We start from the raw sequence: 22,553 nt of genomic DNA on the forward strand, positions 1-22,553 counted from the left end.
GCTGTGGGGACCAGGGCGCCGGGTCCGCCGCTGGCGGCTCAGCCGCGCCGTAGCTCGGGCAGCACCTCGGACCCGAACTCCTTGATCATGTCGGCGTAGTGCGGGCCCATGTTGGCAACGTAGATCTCGTCGAAGCCGGCGTCGACAAACGGTTGGTAGGCGCGCAGGTGAGTGGCGGGGTCGTTGCCGAAGCTGGTGGACTCGGCGATCATCTCCTTGGTCACCAGCTCTGACGCCTGCTCGAAGTGCTGGGGCGAGGGCAGCACCTGGCTCAACTCTCCGGGCACCCCGCTGTTCGGCCAGATCCGGTACGCGGCGGCGACGGCCTCGTCAACGCTGTCCGCCCAGCCAACCTTGAATCCGACCTGGGTGAGCGCATCGGTTCCCCTTGCCTGCTTGAACTCTCGCACAGATTCACCGTCAGGGGTCGTGGTGATGAAACCGTCGGCGGCACGGACGGCGACCTCGCGCGCCTTGGGTCCGAACGCACTCATCAGAATCGGCGGCGGAGTATCCGGAAGGGTGTAGATGCGAGCGGTGTCCACCGTGTAGTGCTTGCCCTGGTGGCTGATCACCTCGCCGCTCCACAGCTTGCGGATCACCTCGATCGCTTCCTCCAGCATCTCAAGGCGAACCGCGGTGTGCGGCCATACGGTGCCAAGGATGTGTTCGTTCAGAGCTTCGCCGGAGCCGACGCCGAAGCGGAAACGGTTCTCTCCCAACAACACTGCTGATGTGGCCGCCGCCTGCGCGATCACCGCGGGGTGGGTGCGGACGGTCGGGCAGGTGACAGCCGTCGTCACCGGAAGGTGGCACACCTGGCTGATCGCGCCGATTATCGACCACACGAGCGGGCTCTCGCCCTGCGCGTCGGTCCATGGGTGGAAGTGATCGGATATCCACAGCGCGTCGAAGCCGGCCTCCTCGGCCAGCCGCGCCTGTTCGATCAGCTGGGCCGGTGAGTACTCCTCGCAAGAGAGGAAGTATCCGAACCGGGTCTCCCCGGCTGCCCGTGCGGTTCTTTCCGGGTATCGCGGCTCGCCGCTGTCGCCTGCGGTTTCCGGTGCGGACTTCGACGTTGTCATCGCTGGCCTCCGATCAAGGTGGGCTACAGATTGCGACCGGCGTGACAACCAGAGACGTGCCGATCACCGAACCGGTGCCCAGCTGGCGGGTGCGGTAAACCTCTACACGCACTGCGCCGGGTAACGATCATGCCTGGCCCGCTCTCGCGCAAAGCCGAAGGGATGGCTTACACACCGGGCAGCAGACAGGACCTCAGTGCGCAGGGGTACCGGTGAGCCGCGCAACGCTGCCGGTGAGAGTGGGCGTCAACGAGGCATTCAGCCGCAGCCCGGCGAACTCGTCACCGCGGGTGCCGCCGCGGTTCACGATCGCGACTTCAGTGCCGGCCCGGCCGGCCCGCCGGACGAACCGAAGACCCGACTGCACCGTCAGCGAAGACCCCAGCACCAGCACCCCGGCGGCGGCGTCGACCAGCCGATAACACCGGTCCACCACGGGTTTCGCCACGTTCTCGCCGAAGAACACCACGTCGGGTTTCAGCGGCCCGCTGCACACAAGGCAGTCGGCGAGCCGGAAGTCGGCGGTGTCGTCCAGCTCCACGTCGCCGTCAGGGCGCTGCGTCAGCCCAGCATGCCGCTCGGCGAAGCCGGGGTTCAACGCGGCCAGCCGGCGATGCAGATCGAGCCGGCGGGACAGTGCTCCGCAGGCCAGGCAGACCACTCTGTCGATCCGGCCGTGCAGGTCGATCACGGCGGCGGCGCCGGCTCGTTGGTGCAGCCCGTCGACATTCTGGGTGATCACCGCACCGGCGGCACCCAGCCGCTGCAGCGCGGCGACCGCGCCGTGGCCCGGGTTCGGGTCAGCCCGAGCCATCCGGCCCCAGCCGAGGTGACTACGTGCCCAATAACGTTGCCGCGCAACGGTTCCGGAACGGAACTCGGTAATCGTCATCGGCATCCGTGCCGGTGCGTGCGGCCCGCGATAGTCGGGAATGCCGGAGTCGGTGCTCATCCCGGCCCCGGTCAGCACCAGCGCAGGACCGTCCAGTCGCCGCAACCAACCGGCCAGCTGGTCCGCGGCGGCCTCGGCGTCGGTGGTGCGGTGAGACCCCGCAGCGGCGTCGAAGCCTGTGACGGGCGCTGCCATCGGCCGCTCAGACCGGCCGGACGCTGATGCCGTGGGCGATGTCGTCGCTGAGCTCGGTGCTGTGCGCGCCGGAAATCGCCACCACCGCACCGTCCACCATGCCGAGTTCCACCGTGACCCCGGGCCGGACGTCGCCGTCCTGGAGAATGGCCATCACGTCGGGTTGGTCCTGCACTGCCTCGATGATCCGGCGCACCTCGTACCGGCCGGGGGTGGTGGCGGCCTTGTCGGCGGTGATCAGATCGCGGTGCGTCTCGGTGACCGGTTCCGCGGTCGACGCCAACTCGGCCATCCCGGGAATCGGGTTGCCGTAGGGATCCAGCTGCGGACCAGCCGGCGCTCAACGTCGTCGCTCATCACGTGCTCCCAGCGGCAGGCCTCGACGTGCACGTCGGCCCATTCGAGACCGATCACGTCCTGCAGCAGCCGCTCGGCGAGGCGATGCTTGCGCATCACGGTGGTGGCCCGCTCCCGCCCCAACTCGGTGAGCTCGAGGTGCCTGTCGTTCTCCAACACCAGCAGCCCGTCCCGCTGCATCCGCGCGACCGTCTGCGACACTGTCGGCCCGCTCTGGCTGAGCCGCTCGGCGATTCGCGCCCGCAGCGCCGGAATGCCCTGCTCCTCGAGCTCGAAGACCGTCTTCAGGTACATCTCCGTGGTGTCGACCAGATCGTTCACCCGAGGTACCCCATTTCCGTTGACGTGCCTGTCGGTAGCCAGCAGCCCGCCGGTGCGGATCTTGCGGGTTGCTCCAGGACGCCGGAGGTTCGACTCCGGCATTGGTGCCGACGCGCCGGGTATCCGGCTGTCACTGCCGGCGCCCCCGCGCGTCTTTCGATAATGAGTCTACCGATCTGCGTCACCCGCGATCCAGCCGCCGAGGTCGATTTACAGGTGTCCGGTGGAGCGGACGCGAACGCTCAGCGCCGCGCAGCCGACGACGGCCGCGCCGCCGATCACCGTCGCTACCGTCAGCGGTTCGCCCAGCAGCAGAGCGGCCCAGCAGATGCTGAGCACCGGCTGGATCAGCTGCACCTGGCTGACCTGGGCCATCGGCCCGATCGCCAGGCCGCGGTACCAGGCGAAGAAGCCCAGGTACATGCTGACAACGGCGAGGTAGCCGAACGCGGCCCATTGGGTGGCCGAGCCGGTGGGTGGCTGCCGGTTGATGCTGACGACGGTCAGCGCCAGCATCACCGGAGCGCACAGCACCAGCGCCCACGAGACGGTCTGCCACGCGCCGAGTTCCCTTGCCAGCAACCCGCCTTCGGCGTACCCCACCGCGGCGGCCAGGACCGCGCCGAACAGCAACAGGTCGCCGCCGCCGAGCGACCCGAGCCCGCCGCCCTGCACAGCGGCAAAGACCACGGCGGCCACCGCACCGAGCCCGGCCAGCATCCAGAACGATCGCGGTGGATGTTCCCCGGTGCGCAGCACGGCCAGCGCGGCGGTGGCCGCCGGCAGCAGCGCAATCACCACGGCACCGTGACTGGCCGGGACGGTGGTGAGGGCATAGGAGGTGAGCAGCGGGAACCCGACGACGATGCCGGCAGCGATCACCGCCAGCCGCGACCACTGGGCACCGCGGGGCAGTCGCTGCCGGGTGACCGCGAGCGCGAGCGCGGCCAGCATGGCGGCAATCACGGCGCGGCCGCCGGCGATGAACAGCGGCGAAAGGCCCGTGCCGTCGGCGCCGACCGCGACCCTGGTGAACGGCACCGTGAACGAGAAGGCCGCGACGCCGAGCAGGCCGCACCACAGTCCGGTCCGATTCGATAGCGGTGTCGCTCTCGTGCCGATAGCGCTACTGTCCAGGTTCATGTCTGACGATAGCAGTGGTCGGATCGCGGACGATCTCCGTGGTTGGCTGCGGACCGCAACTCCCGGCGAGGCGTTGCCGTCCACCCGGACGCTGGCGGCCCGGCACAAGGCCGGTCCGGTCACCGTGCAGCGCGCCATCCGGCGGCTGGTCGCCGAAGGACTGGTCGAAACCCGCCCGGGCGCAGGGGTTTTCGTGGTCGAGCAGGCTCTTCCCGGTCGGTACCGGGTGGCCGATCTCGGCTGGCAGACCGCGGCGCTCGGCGCCCCACCGGCGCAGTTGCCTGATCTGCCGACCGCGCTGCGCACCCAGCCGGACCAGAGCGGCTCGGGTATCGCGCTGCACTCCGGATATCCCGCACCTTCACTGCTACCGGAGAAACTCGTCCGCGCCGCGCTCACCAGGGCAGCGCGCGGGGCTTTCGCACTCGGCCGCGCCCCGGCCGCCGGACTGCCGGAGCTGCGCGCCGCCTTCGCCGCCGAATTGACCAGCCACCGCTCGGCCGGATCCGCAGGCGGCCAGGAAGCGCCGCCGACGGCGGCGGACGTGCTGGTGGTGCCGGGCAGCCAGAACGCGCTCGGCAGCATCTTCCGGTCGCTGGTCGGTGCCGGCCGGCCGCTGCTGGTCGAATCGCCCACCTACTGGGGCGCGCTGCAGGCCGCCGCTCGCAGCCTGGTGACGCCGGTGCCGGTACCGAGCGACCACCGCGGACCCGATCTGGCGCAGCTGGAGCGGGCCTTGCGGCAGACCGGTGCCCGCGCCTTCTACGCCCAGCCGACCTTCGCCAACCCGACCGGCGCGTGCTGGTCGCCAGCGGTACGTGCGCGCGTGCGTGAACTGTTGCGCGCCAACGGCGCGTTCCTCGTCGAGGACGACTGGGCGCGCGACTTCGGCTTCGGCGCCGCTGCGGCCGCGGGGGAGACTGCCGCGGGGTTGCCGGCACCCCCGCCGATGGCCAGCAACGACGGTGACGGCCGGGTGGTGTACCTGCGCTCGTTGACCAAGAGCGTTTCGCCCGCGGTTCGAGTGGCCGCGGTGATCGCCCGCGGGCCGGCCAGGGAACGCATCAAGGCCGACACCCAGGCGGAGAACATGTACGTCAGCCCGCTGCTGCAGGCGGCGGCACTGGACGTGCTGGTGCACCCCGGCTGGCGCACCCACCTGCGGTCGGTGCGCAGGCAATTGCTGCAGCGGCGGGAGCTGCTGGTCGACGCCGTCCGCAGCCAGCTGCCGGCGGCCAGGTTGACGGCCATACCCCAAGGGGGACTGAACCTTTGGCTGCAGCTACCCGAGCCGGTCGAGTCGGATCGACTGGTGTCGGACTGTGAAAGGGCCGGGGTGTTGATCGCGCCGGGTGGTGAGTGGTTCCCGGCCGAGCCGCCAGGAGCCTTCCTCCGGCTGAACTTCTCCGGCCCCAACCCCGAGCGCTTTCCCGAGGCCGTCAGCGTGATCGCGGCGGCGCTCGCCGAGCAGGGGCTACCGGTGCGGTGAGGCTGGCCTCCGACGCTGCCGCACCGGCACAATGCACGTCATGAGCAGCGCTACCCGGCCCACTCCCGACCGCGAACCGACCGCGGGTCCGGGACCCGACGCCGACCGCTCGCCGCTGATCACCGCGCAGCAGCTCAGGACGCGGCTCGATGACGGGCTGCCGCCGGTGCTGCTGGACGTGCGCTGGACCCTGGCCGGCGCGCAGCGATCCGACTACCTCGACGCCCACCTGCCGGGCGCCAGGTTCATCGATCTGGACACCGAACTCGCTGAGCCGCACCACCAACCGGTCGACGAGCGCGGCCGTCATCCGCTGCCGCAACCGGACCGGTTGCAGCGGGCGCTGCGCGCCGCGGGGGTGCGCACCGACAGCCCGGTGGTGGTCTACGACGCCCGCAACGGGCTGGCCGCCGCCAGGGCCTGGTGGTTGCTGCGCTGGGCCGGCCACCCCGATGTTCAGGTGCTGGACGGTGGGCTGGCCGCGTGGACGGCCGCCGGTGGCCCCACCGAGACCGGCGAACCAGGACCGATCGAGCCCGGCGACGTCACCGTGCGGGGCGGGCAGCTGCCGGTGGCTGAGCTGGACGAGGTGATCGCGGTCGCCGAGGGCGCCGGCACCCGACCCGGTGCCGCGGCACCGGCGGTGCTGCTCGACGCCCGCGCGCCCGAGCGATACCGCGGTGAGCGGGAACCGATGGATCCGCGGCCGGGACACATTCCCGGCGCGATCAACCTGCCGATGGCTGACCTGATCGACAGTGACGGCCGGATGCTGCCGATACCCCAGCTGCGGCAAAGGTTTTCGGCGGCGCTCACTCGTGCTGCCGGGACCGATCGGGGCGGGGCGGACAGTTCCGAGACCGCACCGAAGCTACCGCTGCCGATCGCCTCCTGCGGCTCAGGGATCACCGCCTGCCACACCGTGTTGGCCGCCGAGGCGGCCGGTATCGCGATGGCCATGTTTCCCGGCTCGTACTCGGGCTGGTGCGCCACCGGCCGCGTTGTCGGCACCGGCGAACCGCAGGCGGGCTGAGATGGCGTCCGATGGTGCTGTGCCAGATGGTGCTGTGCCCGGCCCGGCTGTGCCCGATCGCGCGGCGTCCGATCGTGTCGTGCCCGACCCCGCCGTGCCCGACCCCGCTGCGCCTGATCCCGACGTGCCCGCCGGGCCCGATCGCCCCACGCCGCGCGGCACTCGCGCCCCGCTGGTGATCTGGGACGACAAGATGCTGGGCTACGACTGGGCCGGCGCCCATCCGATGAACCCGCTGCGCTGGGAGCTGACCTGGTCGCTGGCGCGGGGTCTCGGGGTGCTGGACCAGGTGGAGCTGACGGCGCCACGGCCGGCCACCGACGACGTCCTGGCCGGAATTCACACCCGCGGCTACATCGAGGCGGTGAAGGCGGCATCGGCCGATCCGGCGAGCGCGGCCTTCCGGTTCGTCGGCGGCGGCTCGCACGGCATCGGCACCGACGACAACCCAGCGTTCGCCGGCATGCACGAGTCGTCGGCGTTGATCGCCGGCGGGTCGGTGCTGGCGGCCACCGCCATCGCCCGCGGCGAGGTGGACAGGGCGGTGAACATCGCCGGCGGACTGCACCATGCGATGGCCGATGCCGCCGCCGGTTTCTGCGTGTACAACGACGCCGCCCTTGCCGTCAAAGCGTTGCTGGACAACGGCATCGAGCGGGTGGCCTACGTCGACGTCGACGTCCACCACGGCGACGGCGTGCAGGCCGCCTTCTACGACGACCCGAGGGTGCTCACCGTCTCCATCCACGAGACGCCGCTGGCGCTCTGGCCGGGAACCGGCTGGCCGACCGAGGTCGGTCGCGGCGCCGCCGCCGGCACCGCAGTGAACATCCCGGTGCCGGCCGGTACCTCCGATCCGTTGTGGCACCGGGCCTTTCACGCCGTGGTCCCCTCGGTGCTGCGGGCCTTCCGACCACAGGTTCTGGTGACGCAGCACGGTGCTGACTCGCATGCCGAAGACCCGCTGGCCGATGTCAACCTCTCCGTCGACGGGCAGCTGGCCAGCTACCGGGCGCTGCGCACGTGGGCGGAGGAGTTCGCCGACGGCCGCTGGCTGGCGCTGGGCGGCGGGGGCTACCAGCTGGTGCGGGTGGTGCCGCGGTCGTGGACGCATCTGCTGGCGACGGTGGCCGACCGCGACATCGACCCGCGCGTTGCCACCCCGCTGCAATGGCGGCAGCAGGCGAAAGCGGCCCGCCCCAACGTGTTGCCGCCCACCGCCATGACGGACGGCCATCCCGGTGGCGTCGATGTCCCGTTCTGGGACGGGGAACGGCACACCGCGGTCGACACCGCCATCGACCAGGTGCGCCGCGCGGTGTTCCCGCTGCACGGTCTCGACCCGTTCGATCCGAGGGACTGACCGATGTCGACCGATCACCCGCAACCCGACTCCGCCGGCGCCGGGCACCGCGCAGAACCGCCGGTACCCGCTGGGCCGCCGGCGTCGGGGGAAGCGCGGCCGCCCGAAGACCAGCCGGTGCCGGGCGGATCGAGCAGTGAGCCCGGTTACCCTGCGCACTGGGAGGCGGACGTGGTGCTCGCCGACGGCGGCGTCGTGCACCTGCGCCCGGCCCGTCCGGCCGACACCGAAGCGTTGCGCGACATGCATTCCCGGATGAGCGACCGCAGCCTCTACCTGCGGTACTTCAGCGCGGTGGCCAAGGTGAGCGATGCCCTGCTCGCAGTGGTCACCAACGTCGACCATCGGGATTCGGTCGGCCTGGTGGCCCAGCTCGGTGACCAGGTGATTGCGGCAGGCACGTACCATCTCGACCCGGCGCGGCGCACCGCTGAGGTTGCCTTCGCGGTGCAGGACGACCAGCAGGGCCGCGGGCTCGGCTCCATCCTGCTCGAGCACCTGGCAGCGGCGGCGGGGGAGCGCGGCATCCGCCGGTTCACCGCCGAGGTACTCGCCGAGAACCGTTCCATGCTCAGGGTTTTCACCGACGCGGGTTACCAGGTGAGCCGGGAGTTCGACTCCGGGGTGGTCGAGGTCGCGTTCGACATCACGCCGACGGCCGAGTCCAGGGCGGTGCAGGTGTCCCGCGAGCAGCGCGCCGAGTCCCGGTCCATCGCCCGGTTGCTGAGCCCGCGATCGATCGCCGTCATCGGAGCATCGAACGACCCGACCAAGCTCGGGCACGCGGTGCTGAAGAACCTGCTGGCCGGGCCGTTCACCGGGCCGGTCTATCCGGTGCACCCAGGAGAGCTTGAGGTGCAAGGGATCCGCGCCTACCCGTCGGTGTTGGACATTCCCGGCGATGTCGACGTCGCTGTGGTCACGGTGCCGGCCGGTTCGGTGCAGGAGGTGGTGCGTGGCTGCCGCGACAAGGGGGTGCACGGCCTGGTGGTGGTGACCGGAGGCTTCGCCGATACCGCGACAGCGTCCGGCCCGGCGGGCGGCGCCGCCGCGCAGCGCCGGCTGGTGTCGCTGGCCAGGCAAAACGGCATGCGCGTGCTCGGGCCGAACTGTCTCGGCATGCTCAACACCGACCCTGCGGTCGAGATGAACGCCACCCTGGCGCCGGTGCTGCCGCCGGCCGGTCGGATCGGATTCTTCTGCCAGTCAGGCGCTTTGGGCATCGCGGTGCTGGCCGACGCTGCCGCCCGCGGGCTGGGGCTGTCCAGCTTCGTCTCGGCCGGCAACCGTGCGGACGTCTCCGGCAACGACCTGATGCAGTACTGGTTGTCCGACGACCGCACCGAGGTGGTGTTGTTGTGGCTGGAGTCGTTCGGCAATCCGCGCAAGTTCGCCCGGTTGGCCAGGACGCTGGCGCGCAGCAAACCGCTGGTGGCGGTGAAGTCAGGTCGACACGCGATGCTCACCCCTGGGCTGGCCGCCAGCTCGGTGAGCCTTTCCGACGCCACCGTCGAGACAGTGTTCGCACAGAACGGGGTGATCCGCACCGACACCCTGACCCAGGCGTTCGATGTGGCGCAACTGCTTGCCACCCAACCGGTTCCGCGGACCGACGCGGTTGCGGTGATCGGCAACTCCACCGCACTGGGGCTGCTCGCGGCCGATGCCTGCCTTGACGCCGGCCTCACCGTTGCCGGCGGTGCGCCGACCGACCTTGGCGTCAACATGACGCCGGACGAGCTGGCCACCGCGGTGCGCGCGGCCATTGCCGACCCGACGGTCGGCGCGATCGTCGTGGTGTACGTCCCGCCCGTCGCGGTACCCGGCACCGCGCAGGCCAAGGCGCTGCGCGAGGTCGCGATGGGATCACCGGTACCGGTGGTCTCCACCTTCCTGGCCGCTGAAGGCTTGGTACACCAGCTTTCCGAGATTGCCGACGACGGCAGAGCCGCCCGCGGATCGGTGCCGTCGTTCCGCACCCCGGAGCGCGCGGTCGCCGCGTTGGCCCTGGCAGCGCGATATGGCCGCTGGCTGGAGCGACCACACCTTGAGCCGACCCGGCCGCCGGGCATCGACACCGCGGCGGCGCGGGTGCTGGTCGACTCCTGGCTGCCGGCGTCCGCACCGGCCGACCTGACCGACCAGCAGCTGGCCGAGCTGCTGGCCGTATACGGCATCGAGCTCGCCGAGTTCGCGGTCGCGGACAGCGCCGCCGACGCCGTCACCGCCGCGACCAGAATCGGATATCCGGTGGCACTCAAGGCTTTCGACCCGATCAGCCGCGACGTGTTGGCCGGCGGGGGAGTGCGGCCGGCGCTACGCACCGATGCACAGGTGGCCGCCGCCTACGACGTGCTGGCCGAACTGGCCGGATCGCACGTCTACGTGCAGCAGATGGCCGCGCCGGGGACGGCGTCGGTGTCGACGGTGTTCGGGCTGACCGCCGACCCGTCGTTCGGTGCGTTGGAGTGGTTCGGCATCGGCGGGGTGACGACAGACCTGTTGGACGACAGGGCTTATCGCGCTGTCCCGCTGTCTGAGGTGGACGCGGCGGACCTGATCGCCGCGCCCAGGGCCGCACCGTTGTTGGACGGTTACGGTGGCCGCCGCCCGGTGGATCGCTCGGCGCTGCAGGATGTCGCGTTGCGCTTGTCCGCACTGGCCGACGATGTGCCCGAGCTGCTCGACCTGCGGCTGCGGGTGCTGGCCGGGCCCGCCGGCGTGACGGCGATTGGCGCCACCGGCTCGCTCGGCCCCGCGCCGGCCCCACCCGATCAGCGTCGCCGGCTGCGCTGACCGGCCGGCATCCCGGTTGAACGCCACCACCTGCGCTGACCGCAGGGTTCAGATCCCGCTCGGACGCCCTCTACCGGCCACCGATCTCCCGGCGAGCACGAATTCCCAGGCGAGCACAAAGGTTTCGGTACGTCACAACCGTTTCAGAGCGCTGGAACGGTTGTGACGTGCGAATCGGCGTGTGCTCGCGGGGCGATGTGCTCGCCGGCATTGGGCAACACAAAAGGCCGGGTCCGTCGCGATGACGAACCCGGCCCCTCTCGGATCGGACGGTGCTCCGTCCGGTGCAGTTGTGAAATGCGGTGCTCGGGCCAACAGGTCGATCAGCTCAAATCTGTCAGCTCGAACCGATCGCGTTGTGGCGCTCGGTGCGCTACGAGTCCAGCCCTACCGAGCCCAGCCAACTCGGCAAGACTCAGCCGGCTCAGCTCGCATAGGCGCGCAGGGCGTCGGAACGCTCGCCGGTGCGCAGCTTGCTCATCGACTCGCGTTCGATCTGGCGCACCCGCTCGCGGGAGATGCCGAACACCCGGCCGATCTCGTCAAGGGTGTGCGGACGCCCGTCGGTGAGGCCGTAGCGCAGCCGCACCACGGTGCGCTCCCGCTCGTCGAGCGTGTCGAGCACCTTGTCGATGTCGTCGTGCATGAACCCGGCGACCACTGCCGCCTCGGCGGAAGCCGACTCTGTGTCTTCGATGAAGTCGCCGAGCGGCGCCTCCTCGTCGGCACCGACGGGCATGTCCAGCGACACCGGATCGCGGGCGTGGTCCATCAGCTCGTTGATCCGGTCGACGTCGATGCCGGACTCCTCGGACAGCTCCTCGAGGGTGGCGTCGCGGCCGTACTGCTGGTGCAGCTCGCGCTTGAGCCGGGACAGCTTGTTGACCTGCTCCACCAGGTGCACAGGCAGCCGGATGGTGCGGCCCTGGTCGGCCATGCCGCGCGAGATCGCCTGCCGGATCCACCAGGTTGCATAGGTGGAAAACTTAAATCCCTTGGCGTAGTCGAACTTCTCGACAGCGCGGATCAGACCGAGGTTGCCTTCCTGGATCAGGTCGAGCAGCGGCATGCCGCGGCCGGTGTAGCGCTTGGCCAAAGACACCACGAGGCGCAGGTTCGCCACCAACAGGTGCTGGCGGGCCCGGTTACCCTGCCGGACGATGATTCGCAGGTCGGCCTTCTTCTGCGCGGACAGTCGCTTGGCGGTGTTCAGCTTGTGGGCGGCGTAGAGGCCGGCCTCGATCGACTTGGCCAGCACCACCTCTTGCTCGGCGGACAGCAGTGCCGTCTTGCCGATGCCGTTCAGATAGACGCGCACCAAATCGGCGGCCGGGCTCTGTGCATCAAGGTCGGCCGCGATCTGCGCCTCGGTACGGGCGTCCAGCTCGACGGCTGCTGTCATCTCTTCCCCCTCTGCCTTCTTGGTGGCCTTGCTACTGGTCGCCTTGGCGGCGGTCTTGCCGGCGGCGGTCTTGCTGCTGGTGCGCTTGGCGCTCTTGCCCTTGCTGGACGAGCTGCCGGTGGACGCGGTGCCGGAATCGGCCTTCTTCGCCGGCTTGCTCGCCGTGTCGCCGGCGGCACTGCCAGACAGGTCTTTGGTGATCACCTTCGCGGACGTTGCTTCGGACGACGCCGACGCCGACCGCGCGGTTCGCTTCTTCTCGCTCAATACCGGAGCGGACATGTGGGGCTCCCTTCATCACGCCTACCTGACAACGCTGCGACGCTCGATTTCGTTCCCAAGTGCCGCTGCTCCAGCAACCCCGACGGCGCTGAATCGAAGTGGTGAAACGGTTGTGCAACCTCGTTGGTGCTGCGTTGCTGCTGCCGCGCTGACACTGGACGAAACCGGCCTCTTCGCTGACTTGACGCTTCCCGCCGGTGCCTGCGTTGCGCATTACTCAAGAGCATCAGGCGTGGGGGGCGGTGTGCCTCCGATGGGAACGCCATGAGAATGCCAACCGCCGCCGGCGCTGCGGCATTCCCGGTGGTGGTAGGGCTACCGGTCGGTGCCGGGCTGGTGTCGCTGTGCGGCACCGGAATGGAGTGCCGCACTTCGCCGGCGCCGACGCCGCCGCGATGTTGTCCGGACGACTGCCCCCAATGTGATCGGATGGGAGGTAAAAGGCTTTGGGGTACAACAGGTTTGCGCCTCCGTGCTGCGGTCACCGCCCGCTGGTGACCTCGACAAGGACGGTGAATGGTCCGTCGTTGACACTGCTGACGGCCATCTCCGCGCCGAAACGTCCCTCGGCGACCGGAACGCCCCGTTGTCGCAGCAGCGAGATCACCGTGCCGACCAGTGGCTCGGCCTGCGCCGCTGGCGCGGCGGCCGACCAACTGGGACGCCGGCCCTTGGCGGTGTCGCCGTACAGCGTGAACTGGCTCACGATCAGCATGCCGGTTCCGGCGGTTTCGGTGGATCGTTCCGGGCCGCCCGGCTCGGCCGGCGGCAGGATGCGCAATCCATGCAGTTTGTCCGCCATCCTGGCTGCTTCGGCCACAGTGTCGTCGACGTGCACCCCCAGTAACACCAGCAGGCCTGGGCCGTCGAGCGCACCGACCAACTCGTCGCCGACCCGCACGGACGCCGATGTGACTCGGCTCACTACGGCTTTCATTCGGCTACCGGTCCCGGTGACGTTCCGGTACCGGATCGGCCCGCCGCGCCGTCGCCGTCAGCATCGTTAGTACCGGCGGCGGCACCGGCACCGGCACCGTCACCGTCACCATCAGCACCGGCACCGGCGGCATCGTCAGCACCGTCGCCGTCGGCACCGTCGGCGGCGGCACCGGCAGCACCTTCAGAGGTGTCCTCGACCAGCAGCAGACCGCGGCCGACCGCGGTGCGCACCGTCGGCAGCATCGCCTGAGTCAGGGCCGCTTCGTCGACACCGTTGGCGCCGGCCAACAGCTCGAGCAGCAGCCGCAGCGGCAGCTGCCCGGTGCAGCCGGCCAGCAGTGAGCGGCCCCAATCGTCCAGCTGGAGGTGAGCGCCGGGGCTTTGCCGCTCCAGCATCCGCAGCACTGTCGTCCAGCCGTCGTGCCCGGCGAGCGAGCGTTCGGTGAGCAGCGCGTCGGGTGCCAGCCGCAGCCGCAGGTCCAGCAGCTCGTCGTCGCTGCGCGTCACCAGCAGCCGGCGGGCGGCCAGGAACGCTTCGGCCGCCGCGCCGGTGACCTCTTCACCGGCCGCGGTGATCTCGTCAAGCACCTGGTCGGGTTGCCGTGCGGCCGCCTCGGCGTCGGTCAACTTGCGCAGCGTCACCACGCCCATACCGATGCCGCGCACCCCGGACCGTTCGAAGTAGTCGAGCCACTCGGCGCCGGTCCGGGCCGCGGTGGTGCGGTCCTCGCCGGCGTCGGCCAACCACATCGAGATGTAATGGGCCGGGTCGGCGAACTCGCGCTGTACCACCCAGGCGTCGCAACCGGTGCCGCCCACCCACGATCCGATCCGGCCGCGCCAGTCGTCGTCGCCGAAGACCAGCCAGTTGGCCAGCACGGTGGCGACCCCGCCGGGGTTGAGGTGCTCGGGTATCCCGCGGATCAGCTGTTCGCAGACGGCGTCGCCTGCCATTCCGGAGTCACGGTAGATGTAGCTCTGCTCGCCCGTTCCGATGACGAACGGCGGATTCGACACGATCAGGTCAAAGCGTTGTCCCGCAACGGGTTCGAACAGGCTCCCCGAGCGCAGGTCCCAGTGCTGGCCGTTCAGTCGGGCGGTCGCGGCGGCCAGCGCCAGCGCCCGCGGGTTGGTGTCGGTGGCGACGACGCTGTCGGCATGCTCGCCGATGTGCAGCGCCTGGATACCGCAGCCGGTGCCGAGATCAAGCGCCGTCCGCACCGGGGTGCGGATCACCGCGCCGGCCAGCGACATCGACGCCGCCCCAATCCCGAGCACATGGTCGTGCCGCACCGGCCCTGGGCGGGTGTCGGAGTCGAGATCGGACACCACCAGGTACTCGTGGTCGGCGCGGCCGTCGGCGTCGGTGGCGGCGTGCGGCCGGATGTCGACGGCGGCCCTGAGCAGTTCACCGTCCGGCTCAAGGACCCCGGTCACGACGGCCCGCTCGACACCGAGGCTGGGCAGCGCCGCCGCCACCTCGGCGACCGGCTCGCTGGTGCCCAACAGAAACAGTCGAACCACCGTGGCCAGCGGACCCGGCGCGGCGGCGGTGGCGCGCAGCGCCGGCCAGAACTCGCCGCGGGCCATCGCACCGTTGGCAGACGCGCCGAGCAGGGACGGCACCCCGACGGCGTCGTAACCGGCCGCGCGCAGGTCGGCACCGAGCGCGTCGACGGCGTCCAGATCGGTCAGTGGCTGTGCGGTGCTGGCAGTGGAAGGTCGCGGCGCCTGGGAGTTCACCTGCCTGACCCTAGTGACCGGCCCGATCGCGGAAGATCGTGCACCAAACTCGGTGCACGATCTTCCGCGATCTGGCCGGCGACGGCCCACCCGCTGACCGACCGGGCCCACCCGCGGCGTGCCATGCTGAATCGCATGACTGCCACCTCGATGTTCCTGACCGGCAACGACGCCGCGGACCAGCTGCTGGCCGGCGACGGCAATGCGCTGCTGCTCGGCATGGTGCTGGATCAGCAGGTGCCGATGGAGAAGGCGTTCAGCGGGCCGGCGGTGATCGCCGAACGGATGGGCGGGACCCTCGACGTTGCCGCGATCGCGGCGGCCGATCCGGAGGAGTTCGCGGCGCTGTGCGCGCGGCCGCCGGCGGTGCATCGGTTCCCCGGATCGATGGCGGGGCGGCTGCAGGCGGTGTCGCGGGTGCTGATGGACGACTACGACGGCAACGCCGAAAACCTTTGGAGCACCGCAGATTCCGGTGCCGAGCTGAAGCGCCGGCTGCAGGCGCTGCCGGGCTTCGGCCCGCAGAAAGCGGCCATCTTCGTCGCGCTGCTGGGTAAGCAGTACGGCGTCACCCCGGACGGCTGGCGGCAGGCGGCGGGGGACTACGGCGCCGATGGCAGCCGGATTTCGGTGGCCGACGTCACCGATCCGGAGTCGCTGCAGCAGGTGCGCGCCGCCAAGAAGGCGGCGAAGGCCGCCGCGAAAGCCGCCAAGCCTGCGAAGGCGGCCGAGCCCACCACGAAGGCCGCCAAACCCGCAGCCAAAACCACAGCAACTGCCAAGAAGGCCAAAGCCTGAGGTTGCCTACCTACCCGGCCGTCGATGAACGGTGCTCGGCCGGGTCCGGTGCGTCAATCACCTCGGCCGACGGCGGCAGTTCGACGGTGCGGCCCGGCAGCGCGTTCTCGTGATTGATCACGCCCACCGGTGCCTTGCGGGTGCGGCGGGAGGGCCGGTCGTTGGCGATCAGCACCGCCATCCACGGCAGCGGGATGGAGATCAGGATGATCAGCAGCGCCAGCCACCAGATGTGCATGAACGCCACCGCGAGCAACAGGCAGGGAATCCGCAGCCCCATCATCAGCAGATAGCGTCGCCGACGGATGCGGAGCTGGTCGTCGTACGAGAGCTCCGCCCCGGTGATCACCTGCGGCTGTTCACTGTGCGCTGGCACGGTTTCGACGGTACTCGCCGCAGGCGGTCGCCGTCAGCCCGGCGGGACATGGCGAGCCCGGGACATGGCGAGCCCGGCGGGAGATGACGAGCCCTGCTGCACCCGGAAGACCCGGCGGGTGTGGCTGGCCGGGCCGGGCGGTTCAGCGTGAGCGGCGCTGCCACCAGCGCCGCCGCGGGGCGGGTTCCGGGCGCCCGGCGGCCAGCGCGGCCTGCTGCTCGGCGGCCCTGCGATCGCGTTCGGCCTGCCAATCCGCCACCAGTTCGTCGGCGTCCAACTGCCGCATCACCAGCGGCGGGGCAGAGGTCGGCACCCTGATCTCGGCGGCGATGCGCTGGTTGAGGTCGTCGATCAGCGCCCGCACCTTCTGTTCGTTGCGCTCGCGGGCCAGCCGGGCCGGCAGGTCGTGCGCTTCCTTGCGCAGCTGCAGCGACAACGGCAGAAAGGATGATCCGGACTCCTCGGCGGCGGCGTACCTGCGCAAGAAGTCGTCGCCGCCGGTGTGCTCGGGCAGCGGTTTGCCGGCACCGGGCAGATTGTCGAAAGCGCCGCGCTCGGCCGCTTCCCTGATCGCCTGATCGACCGGTGACTCGCGGTGCGGGTGTGCTGCCATCACCCCAGATTAGGGCCGCCGGCGACCTCTTCAGCGGACGGCGCGGTCTCCGGGTCGGTGAGCCACTGGAATGCGACCCCGATCAGCTGCGAGTAGTAGAACGATCCGACCCTGTGCACGTCGGCGGCGCTGCTGTTCTCCGCCGTCACTCCGGCGAAGGAGCGGGCCAGCGCCACCCTGGCGCCGTCGCCGCGCTCGGCCAGGCCGCTGCGGATCTCCTCGTCGTGCTGAGCCAAGACCAGTGCCTCGAAGTTGACGAACCACAGGTCGCGCCGCTCGGTGATGGAGTCGATCACCTGCTGCCAGCGCTGGGCGGTAGACCCACCGGCACCGTCCAGCGCCGCGAAGATCACCTCACCCCACTGGCTGTTCAGCTCGAACAGCGCTTGGTTGAGCAGCCGCTCCTTCGACCCGAAGTGGTAGTTGATCGAGGCCAGGTTCGCGCCGCTCTCGGCCACCAGATCCCGCACCGTGGTGGCGGCATATCCGCGCTGCAGCAGGCAGCGATGGGCCGCGGTGAGCAGTCGATCCTTGGTGGGCGCCTTGGCTTTTGCGGATGTGGCCACCGTCGCAGTCTAGCAACTTGTGTTTTAAACACTCGTTTCATACAGTCGTTTACGCACGGCGGCAGAAGCCTGGCCAACCAACCTCCCACAGCAGGAGCGTGTTTGCACGACTCACTCACTTCCAGCCGCACCCGGAGCGCAGCAGGGTTCCGCATCCGGGGCTCCGCCGGCGCTGGCGCTACGGGGCCTGACCTGCACCTATCCGGGCAATCCTGAACCCGTGCAGGCGCTGCGCGGCATCGACCTGGAGATCCCAGCCGGCAGCTTCACCGCGGTGATGGGGCCGTCCGGCTCCGGCAAGACCACGCTGCTGCACTGTGCAGCCGGCCTGCAGCAGCCCACCGGTGGGTCGGTGGTGTTGGCCGGCAAGGAACTGGTGTTCGCCGACGAACCCACCGGCGCGCTCGACCTACGCAGCGCTCGCGAGGTGCTGGCTCTGCTGCGGGGCCTGGCCGATGCCGGGCAGACCATCGGCATGGTCACCCACGACCCGTCGGCCGCCGCCTACTCGGACCAGGTGCTGTTCCTGGCCGACGGCAGCATCGTCGACCGCCTGCCGAAGCCGAACGCCGGTGCGGTCGCCGCCCGGATGGCCTCCCTGGTGGAGCGCGTCGAGTCCGCGGCTGGCGCCGGAGCCGATGCCGCCGGTGAACCCGCCGCAGCGTTCACTTGGCGCGCTCGGCTCGCCCAAGGGGAGTGAGCGTGATGTTGCGAATCACCTTGCGGTCAGCGGTCTTTCACCGAAGCGCCTTGCTGGCAACGGCCATTGTCAGCATGTTCGGCACCGTCCTGGTGTCCGGCATGGCTGGCCTGCTCGCCACCGGGCTCAGGCCGGACGTCGCCGCCGCCGACCGGCCGTTTCTCACCCAGTTCCCGGTGATCCTCGGCAGCTGGATCGTCGGCATCGTGGTGTTCGCCGTGTTGTCCACCGTCGGTGTCACGCTGGACGGCCGGGTCGACGAGATCACCGGCCTGCGGCTCACCGGGGCGACCCCGAAACAGGTCCGCCGGATGGTCGGCGTCGACTCGGCAGGGGTCGGCCTGCTCGCCGCCATTCCTGGCGTGGCGGCCAGCTAACTGGTCGGCTGGCTGATCGTCGGGCAGACCCGCAGCGCCGGCGTCATCGGCGACGCCACCAGCTACGCTCCCGGCCTCGCGCTGCCAGCACTCGCGGGCGCGATCATGGTGCTGGCCACCGGATTCGGCGGTTACTTCGGTTCCCGCGCGGCCGCCGAGCGCAGCCCCGTCGGCGCCCCGGAATCGGGCAAACGCCGGGCCGGCGGTGGCCGCACCAGGCGAATCACCGCCGCCGTGTTCATCGCCGCCGGGCTCGGCTCGTCGGCCACCGCCCTCGCGACCGACCCGATGACGGTCTACGGCACCGCCGCCACCGGCCCCGGTTGTGTGCTGGTCGCTGTCGGGCTGGCACTGCTGGCCCGCGAGCTGTTGGCCGGAGCCAACCTGGTACTGCGCGCGATCCCGGTCGGAAAGCGCTCCGCCGCAGGACATTTGGCCCGGATCAACCTTCGGGTCGCGCCCGAGCGGATACGCCCGGTTGTCACGTTCCTGACGTTGTTCGTCGGGGTGGCGGCTAGCACGCTCAGCATGCAGGCGATCGAGAACTCCGCGAACGGCGCCGACGACAGCGGCGGTATCGGCCAACTGATGGCGTCGATCAACTACCTGGTGGTCGGGCTGATCGCCGCGTTCATGGCGATCGCCCTCACCAACAACGTGATCTCGTCGATCCGCAGACGGGGCAAGGAGTTTGCTGCCATGTCGTCCGTCGGTGCGACCGCACCACAGCTCCGGAGAATGCTCACCTGGGAGATGGCGGTCGCGGTGCTGGTGTCGGTGACCGTCGGCTGCGTCGGCGCCATGCTGTCGGTGATCCCGTTCGCAATACTGAAGAAAGGCGGTGCCGCCGCGGCTTTCGCGCCGGTACCGTACGTCGCCGTCGTGCTGGTCGGCGCGGTGGGCAGCCTGCTCATCGCCAGGTGGGCAGCCCGCGGGCCCACGGCGGGCGCGGCGACAGCGGCCGCCGCCATCGCCTGACGCCCCTGCCAGCCCTGCCTGCCAGCCCTGCCTGACGCCGCCGGGCACGGGTGTTCCGGCGCGGTTAGCCTGGCGGAGGCGCAATCACAGTCAGGAGGCGGCATGGCAAAGATCGTGATCATCGGCGGGCACGGCAAGGTGGCGTTGCTGGCGGAACCGCTGCTGGTGGACGCCGGGCATCAGGTGACGGCGCTGATCCGCAACGTCGACCAGGCCGATGTGGTGGCCGGCACCGGTGCCATGCCGGTGGTGGCCGACGTCGAGAACCTGGACACCGACGCCATCGCCGAGCTGCTGCAGGACACCGACGTGGTGATCTGGTCGGCCGGGGCCGGTGGCGGCGACCCTGAGCGCACCTATGCCGTCGACCGGGATGCGGCGATCCGCGCGATGGACGCAGCCAAGCAGGCCGGCGCCGACCGTTTCGTGATGGTCTCGTACTTCGGTGCCGGCCCCGAACACGGTGTGCCGGAAGGTGATTCGTTCTATCCCTACGCGCAGGCCAAGACCGAGGCCGACGAGTATCTGCGGCAGACCGACCTGCGTTGGACGATCCTTCGTCCCAGCCGGCTCACCCTCGACCCGCCGACCGGCAAGATCGACGTCACGGCGAGCGACCCGCAGTCGGTCAGCCGCGGTGACGTTGCCGCCGTGGTCGCCACCACCGTCGATCTGGACGCCACTGTCGGCAGGACGATCGAGTTCAACTCCGGAGACGTGTCCGTCTACCAGGCGCTCGCCGGGCTGGCCGAGCGGACGGACTCCTGACCGGATCGTCCGCGGCGCCCGGCTAACCTGCTGTGCGTGCACATCTGCGTGTTCCTGTCCGCCGCCGACCTCGACCGCCGCTACACCGACGCCGCCACGTCCCTTGGCCGGGAGATCGCGGCCGGCGGGCACACGCTGGTGTGGGGCGGCAGCGACGTCGGCCTGATGCGGGCGCTCGCCGATGCCGTGCACGACGCCGGTGGCCGGCTGCTCGGCATCTCGGTGGAGTTCCTGGAGAGCAAGGCGCGCGTGGTCCAGCCGCCGGACCAGATCGTCGTCAGCAAAGATCTGGCCGAGCGAAAAGCGTTGCTGCTGGCCCGTAGCGACGCCATCGTGGTGATGGTCGGCGGCACGGGCACCCTCGACGAGGCCACCGAAATCATTGAGCTGCGCAAGCATGCGCTGCACGACAAGCCGGTCGTGTTCCTGAACACCGACGGCTTCTACGACGGGCTGCGCCAGCAGTTCGCCAGGATGGACGCCGAAGGATTCCTGCCGGTCAGGCTGGAGCGACTGGTCGCCTTCGTCGACCGGCCCGAGCAGGTGCTGCCCGCCATCACCGAGGCCATGGAACGCGCGGAAACGCCGACCTGACGCTCGCTCCTACACTTGCTGCATGACCAGCACCGAGATTCTGGAAAAGCCGGTAGACCAGGGCACCGACGACACCCCGGAGATGTTCCACTACGTCCGGAAGAACAAGATCGCCGAGTCAGCGGTGATGGGCAACTTCGTGGTGGCGCTGTGCGGTGAGACTTTCCCGGTCACCAAATCGCCCAAGCCGGGCTCCCCGGTCTGCCCTGAGTGCGAGCGCATCTACAAGCAGCTGCCCGCCGGTCGCGACTGAGCCGGCCGCGCCCGACCCCGGCGCCCCGACCCCAGCGTTTCGGACGCCCAGCGCTCCGATCCCCGCGCCCCGGCGCCGGTCAGTGAAACGCTTGCCGCTGGCGCCGGCTCAGGCCCGGTCCGGCTGACCGGCACCGCCGGCCCCGGCCGGTTCCGCGGCGTCGGCAGCGGCCGCCGCGTCCGCAGCGCCCGGGGCGGCAACCGTGTCCGGATCGGAGCGCAACTGCCGCCAGCGCCGCATCGCCCGGCGCGACCGCTTCGGCGGGAAGTACTCAAGCAGCGCGTTGTTGAACTGCGCGCCGGAGATGATCGACATGCTCACGAAGTAGTAGAACAGCAGGTACACAACGGGGACGGTGAGCGCCCCGTACGAAAGACCGTGGGTCGACACATACGACACGTAGATGCGCAGGCCGGTCGAGGTCACCAGGAACACCGCGGCCGCCAGCACCGCGCCCGGAAGCCCGCGCCGCCACGGATGCTTGTGCTTCGGCGCGACCTTGTACAGCGTCGTCACCAACACCACAAGCACCACCGCGAGGGTCGGGTAGTAGGCGATGTTGATGATGGTGGAGACGGTGTCGTGCACGTCCGAGGGGAACAGATTGGTCAGCGTTGTCGGGCCGATCGCCGCCAGCGGCAGCAGCACGATGCCGCAGACCAGGCCAACCAGGTACAGACCCAGCGCGAAGAACCGCTCCACCGCCGGGTGCCGCACCTCGTGCTGGCAGTACGCGATGGTGATCGCCTCGACAAAGGCGCTCATCGCCGACGACCCGGCCCACAGGCTGATCAGGAAGCCGACCGACACCACATCGGCTCGTCCTTGGTGCAACAGGTTGCTGACGTTGTCGCGCAACAGGTTGTCGAACACCTCGGGCGAGAACACCGTCTGCAGCGCACGGTTGACCTGGTCCTCGATCTGGTTGATGGTGTCCGGCCCGAACCAGCCGGCGATGTAGCCGGACATGCCGAGCAGCGCCAGCAGCAGCGGTGCCGTCGACATCGCGCACCAGAAGCCGCATTGCGCGCTCCAGCCGAAGATCGAGTCGTCCCAGATCTTGCTGAGCGTCCGCTTCAAGACTTTGCGTCCGCGGTGCGAGGTCAGCTCGCCCGGCTTGACCGGGATGGGACCGGTGGACGGCAGGTGCCACGACACCTGCCGGTTGGAACCCTTCGGCCCGACGACGAATCCGCCGGTGCCGAGCTGATCTGCAGCGCCGTCGCCGGGCTCGGCGCCGGTGTCCAGCGCGATGGTCGGGGCGTCCTCCAAACCCACCCGTCCCGCCGGCCCGGCGGGATCGGCCTGATCGGTCCCGGGGCGCTGGCCGGCTTCGGCGCGCGCCGGCACCCGCTGCAGCGCCACCGTCGGGTTCTCGTCGGCGGGGGACAGCGCGGACGTGGGCGGGTCGGTCAGCTGACCGCCGTCACCGCTGCGTCGCCCAGCGGGCGAGCGTCGGGGCGGTTCTCCCACGGAAGTCACACATCCCA

Annotated in this window: 21 protein-coding genes and 1 pseudogene; 11 read left to right on the plus strand and 11 right to left on the minus strand. The window is 70.2% G+C overall.

All coding sequences use genetic code 11. The features are described 5' to 3' along the window. Positions 1 to 38: 38 nt before the first annotated feature. The 4 genes and pseudogenes from HKD39_RS16095 to HKD39_RS16110 all read right to left on the minus strand — a co-directional run bounded on the left by HKD39_RS16095 (position 39) and on the right by HKD39_RS16110 (position 3,993). A complete protein-coding gene (locus HKD39_RS16095) occupies positions 39 to 1,085 on the minus strand; it encodes a TIGR03557 family F420-dependent LLM class oxidoreductase (RefSeq protein WP_171200903.1) in 1,047 nt (348 codons plus the stop codon). Positions 1,086 to 1,278: 193 nt separating this feature from the next. Then, positions 1,279 to 2,172 (minus strand): Sir2 family NAD-dependent protein deacetylase, encoded by an 894-nt coding sequence (locus tag HKD39_RS16100; protein ID WP_171200904.1) that lies wholly within the window; start codon positions 2,170 to 2,172, stop codon positions 1,279 to 1,281. 7 nt (positions 2,173 to 2,179) lie between these two features. Beyond that, positions 2,180 to 2,850, minus strand: a pseudogene (locus HKD39_RS20670) (metal-dependent transcriptional regulator). 210 nt (positions 2,851 to 3,060) lie between these two features. Then, positions 3,061 to 3,993 (minus strand): DMT family transporter, encoded by a 933-nt coding sequence (locus HKD39_RS16110; RefSeq protein ID WP_171200905.1) that lies wholly within the window; start codon positions 3,991 to 3,993, stop codon positions 3,061 to 3,063. On the opposite strand from HKD39_RS16110, the gene HKD39_RS16115 reads away from it, so the two are divergent. The 4 genes from HKD39_RS16115 to HKD39_RS16130 all read left to right on the plus strand — a co-directional run bounded on the left by HKD39_RS16115 (position 3,992) and on the right by HKD39_RS16130 (position 10,674). Beyond that, on the plus strand, positions 3,992 to 5,482 hold the full coding sequence (locus tag HKD39_RS16115) for an aminotransferase-like domain-containing protein (protein ID WP_171200906.1): 1,491 nt from the start codon (positions 3,992 to 3,994) through the stop codon (positions 5,480 to 5,482). The two genes, HKD39_RS16110 and HKD39_RS16115, sit on opposite strands and share 2 nt — an antisense overlap. Positions 5,483 to 5,522: 40 nt before the next feature. After that, on the plus strand, positions 5,523 to 6,515 hold the full coding sequence (locus HKD39_RS16120) for a sulfurtransferase (protein WP_171200907.1): 993 nt from the start codon (positions 5,523 to 5,525) through the stop codon (positions 6,513 to 6,515). Between the two features lie 193 nt (positions 6,516 to 6,708). Next, a complete protein-coding gene (locus HKD39_RS16125) occupies positions 6,709 to 7,878 on the plus strand; it encodes an acetoin utilization protein AcuC (RefSeq protein WP_171200988.1) in 1,170 nt (389 codons plus the stop codon). 3 nt (positions 7,879 to 7,881) lie between these two features. Further along, positions 7,882 to 10,674 carry a bifunctional acetate--CoA ligase family protein/GNAT family N-acetyltransferase gene (locus HKD39_RS16130; protein WP_171200908.1) on the plus strand — a complete coding sequence of 931 codons (2,793 nt, stop codon included), beginning with the start codon at positions 7,882 to 7,884 and terminating at the stop codon, positions 10,672 to 10,674. A gap of 424 nt (positions 10,675 to 11,098) precedes the next feature. Here HKD39_RS16130 and HKD39_RS16135 read toward each other — a convergent pair whose 3' ends face one another. The 3 genes from HKD39_RS16135 to HKD39_RS16145 form a co-directional block, all read right to left on the minus strand. Continuing rightward, a complete protein-coding gene (locus HKD39_RS16135; RefSeq protein WP_171200989.1) occupies positions 11,099 to 12,076 on the minus strand; it encodes a sigma-70 family RNA polymerase sigma factor in 978 nt (325 codons plus the stop codon). Between the two features lie 763 nt (positions 12,077 to 12,839). Further along, complete coding sequence (dtd, locus tag HKD39_RS16140) at positions 12,840 to 13,295, minus strand: D-aminoacyl-tRNA deacylase (protein ID WP_171200909.1); 456 nt, start codon at positions 13,293 to 13,295, stop codon at positions 12,840 to 12,842. Then, positions 13,292 to 15,040 (minus strand): DUF7059 domain-containing protein, encoded by a 1,749-nt coding sequence (locus HKD39_RS16145; protein ID WP_343074748.1) that lies wholly within the window; start codon positions 15,038 to 15,040, stop codon positions 13,292 to 13,294. Before HKD39_RS16145 ends, dtd begins: the two co-directional genes overlap by 4 nt. 135 nt (positions 15,041 to 15,175) lie before the next feature. Between HKD39_RS16145 and HKD39_RS16150 the strand changes: the two genes are divergently transcribed. Continuing rightward, a complete protein-coding gene (locus HKD39_RS16150; RefSeq protein WP_246232952.1) occupies positions 15,176 to 15,838 on the plus strand; it encodes an HhH-GPD-type base excision DNA repair protein in 663 nt (220 codons plus the stop codon). Positions 15,839 to 15,848: 10 nt separating this feature from the next. Here HKD39_RS16150 and HKD39_RS16155 read toward each other — a convergent pair whose 3' ends face one another. The 3 genes from HKD39_RS16155 to HKD39_RS16165 all read right to left on the minus strand — a co-directional run bounded on the left by HKD39_RS16155 (position 15,849) and on the right by HKD39_RS16165 (position 17,393). Continuing rightward, positions 15,849 to 16,214, minus strand: coding sequence for a DUF3099 domain-containing protein (locus HKD39_RS16155; protein WP_171200911.1), 366 nt, complete (start codon positions 16,212 to 16,214; stop codon positions 15,849 to 15,851). Between the two features lie 142 nt (positions 16,215 to 16,356). After that, positions 16,357 to 16,827, minus strand: a complete 471-nt coding sequence (locus HKD39_RS16160; protein ID WP_171200912.1) for a DnaJ family domain-containing protein — start codon at positions 16,825 to 16,827, stop codon at positions 16,357 to 16,359. Continuing rightward, a complete protein-coding gene (locus HKD39_RS16165) occupies positions 16,827 to 17,393 on the minus strand; it encodes a TetR family transcriptional regulator (protein WP_171200913.1) in 567 nt (188 codons plus the stop codon). Before HKD39_RS16165 ends, HKD39_RS16160 begins: the two co-directional genes overlap by 1 nt. Before the next feature lie 172 nt (positions 17,394 to 17,565). On the opposite strand from HKD39_RS16165, the gene HKD39_RS16170 reads away from it, so the two are divergent. From HKD39_RS16170 to HKD39_RS16195, 6 genes are all read left to right on the plus strand, one after another. Further along, a complete protein-coding gene (locus HKD39_RS16170; protein ID WP_212754669.1) occupies positions 17,566 to 18,093 on the plus strand; it encodes an ATP-binding cassette domain-containing protein in 528 nt (175 codons plus the stop codon). Positions 18,094 to 18,098: 5 nt separating this feature from the next. Further along, on the plus strand, positions 18,099 to 18,470 hold the full coding sequence (locus HKD39_RS16175; RefSeq protein WP_484549464.1) for an FtsX-like permease family protein: 372 nt from the start codon (positions 18,099 to 18,101) through the stop codon (positions 18,468 to 18,470). Between the two features lie 105 nt (positions 18,471 to 18,575). Then, complete coding sequence (locus tag HKD39_RS16180; RefSeq protein ID WP_171200916.1) at positions 18,576 to 19,448, plus strand: FtsX-like permease family protein; 873 nt, start codon at positions 18,576 to 18,578, stop codon at positions 19,446 to 19,448. A 102-nt stretch (positions 19,449 to 19,550) separates the two neighbouring features. After that, positions 19,551 to 20,216 carry an SDR family oxidoreductase gene (locus HKD39_RS16185; protein WP_171200917.1) on the plus strand — a complete coding sequence of 222 codons (666 nt, stop codon included), beginning with the start codon at positions 19,551 to 19,553 and terminating at the stop codon, positions 20,214 to 20,216. Between the two features lie 36 nt (positions 20,217 to 20,252). Beyond that, positions 20,253 to 20,810, plus strand: coding sequence for a TIGR00730 family Rossman fold protein (locus tag HKD39_RS16190; RefSeq protein ID WP_171200918.1), 558 nt, complete (start codon positions 20,253 to 20,255; stop codon positions 20,808 to 20,810). A 22-nt stretch (positions 20,811 to 20,832) separates the two neighbouring features. After that, positions 20,833 to 21,063 carry a DUF3039 domain-containing protein gene (locus HKD39_RS16195; RefSeq protein WP_171200919.1) on the plus strand — a complete coding sequence of 77 codons (231 nt, stop codon included), beginning with the start codon at positions 20,833 to 20,835 and terminating at the stop codon, positions 21,061 to 21,063. Between the two features lie 108 nt (positions 21,064 to 21,171). On the opposite strand, the gene HKD39_RS16200 is transcribed toward HKD39_RS16195, so the two are convergent. Continuing rightward, positions 21,172 to 22,545 carry a YihY/virulence factor BrkB family protein gene (locus tag HKD39_RS16200; RefSeq protein ID WP_343074749.1) on the minus strand — a complete coding sequence of 458 codons (1,374 nt, stop codon included), beginning with the start codon at positions 22,543 to 22,545 and terminating at the stop codon, positions 21,172 to 21,174. Between the last annotated feature and the right edge of the window lie 8 nt (positions 22,546 to 22,553).

The organism is Nakamurella aerolata (assembly GCF_013002705.1).
Classification (GTDB): Bacteria; Actinomycetota; Actinomycetes; order Mycobacteriales; family Nakamurellaceae; genus Nakamurella; species Nakamurella aerolata.

What these genes read in the sequence shown, in the direction of transcription:
- HKD39_RS16095 (WP_171200903.1), bottom strand. Translation starts at nt 1,085, where the DNA reads ATGACAACGTCGAAGTCCGCACCGGAAACCGCAGGCGACAGCGGCGAG.
- HKD39_RS16100 (WP_171200904.1), bottom strand. Translation starts at nt 2,172, where the DNA reads ATGGCAGCGCCCGTCACAGGCTTCGACGCCGCTGCGGGGTCTCACCGC.
- HKD39_RS16115 (WP_171200906.1), top strand. Translation starts at nt 3,992, where the DNA reads ATGTCTGACGATAGCAGTGGTCGGATCGCGGACGATCTCCGTGGTTGG.
- HKD39_RS16110 (WP_171200905.1), bottom strand. Translation starts at nt 3,993, where the DNA reads ATGAACCTGGACAGTAGCGCTATCGGCACGAGAGCGACACCGCTATCG.
- HKD39_RS16120 (WP_171200907.1), top strand. Translation starts at nt 5,523, where the DNA reads ATGAGCAGCGCTACCCGGCCCACTCCCGACCGCGAACCGACCGCGGGT.
- HKD39_RS16125 (WP_171200988.1), top strand. Translation starts at nt 6,709, where the DNA reads ATGCTGGGCTACGACTGGGCCGGCGCCCATCCGATGAACCCGCTGCGC.
- HKD39_RS16130 (WP_171200908.1), top strand. Translation starts at nt 7,882, where the DNA reads ATGTCGACCGATCACCCGCAACCCGACTCCGCCGGCGCCGGGCACCGC.
- HKD39_RS16135 (WP_171200989.1), bottom strand. Translation starts at nt 12,076, where the DNA reads ATGACAGCAGCCGTCGAGCTGGACGCCCGTACCGAGGCGCAGATCGCG.
- dtd (WP_171200909.1), bottom strand. Translation starts at nt 13,295, where the DNA reads ATGAAAGCCGTAGTGAGCCGAGTCACATCGGCGTCCGTGCGGGTCGGC.
- HKD39_RS16150 (WP_246232952.1), top strand. Translation starts at nt 15,176, where the DNA reads ATGACTGCCACCTCGATGTTCCTGACCGGCAACGACGCCGCGGACCAG.
- HKD39_RS16160 (WP_171200912.1), bottom strand. Translation starts at nt 16,827, where the DNA reads ATGGCAGCACACCCGCACCGCGAGTCACCGGTCGATCAGGCGATCAGG.
- HKD39_RS16175 (WP_484549464.1), top strand. Translation starts at nt 18,099, where the DNA reads ATGTTGCGAATCACCTTGCGGTCAGCGGTCTTTCACCGAAGCGCCTTG.
- HKD39_RS16180 (WP_171200916.1), top strand. Translation starts at nt 18,576, where the DNA reads ATGGTGCTGGCCACCGGATTCGGCGGTTACTTCGGTTCCCGCGCGGCC.
- HKD39_RS16185 (WP_171200917.1), top strand. Translation starts at nt 19,551, where the DNA reads ATGGCAAAGATCGTGATCATCGGCGGGCACGGCAAGGTGGCGTTGCTG.
- HKD39_RS16195 (WP_171200919.1), top strand. Translation starts at nt 20,833, where the DNA reads ATGACCAGCACCGAGATTCTGGAAAAGCCGGTAGACCAGGGCACCGAC.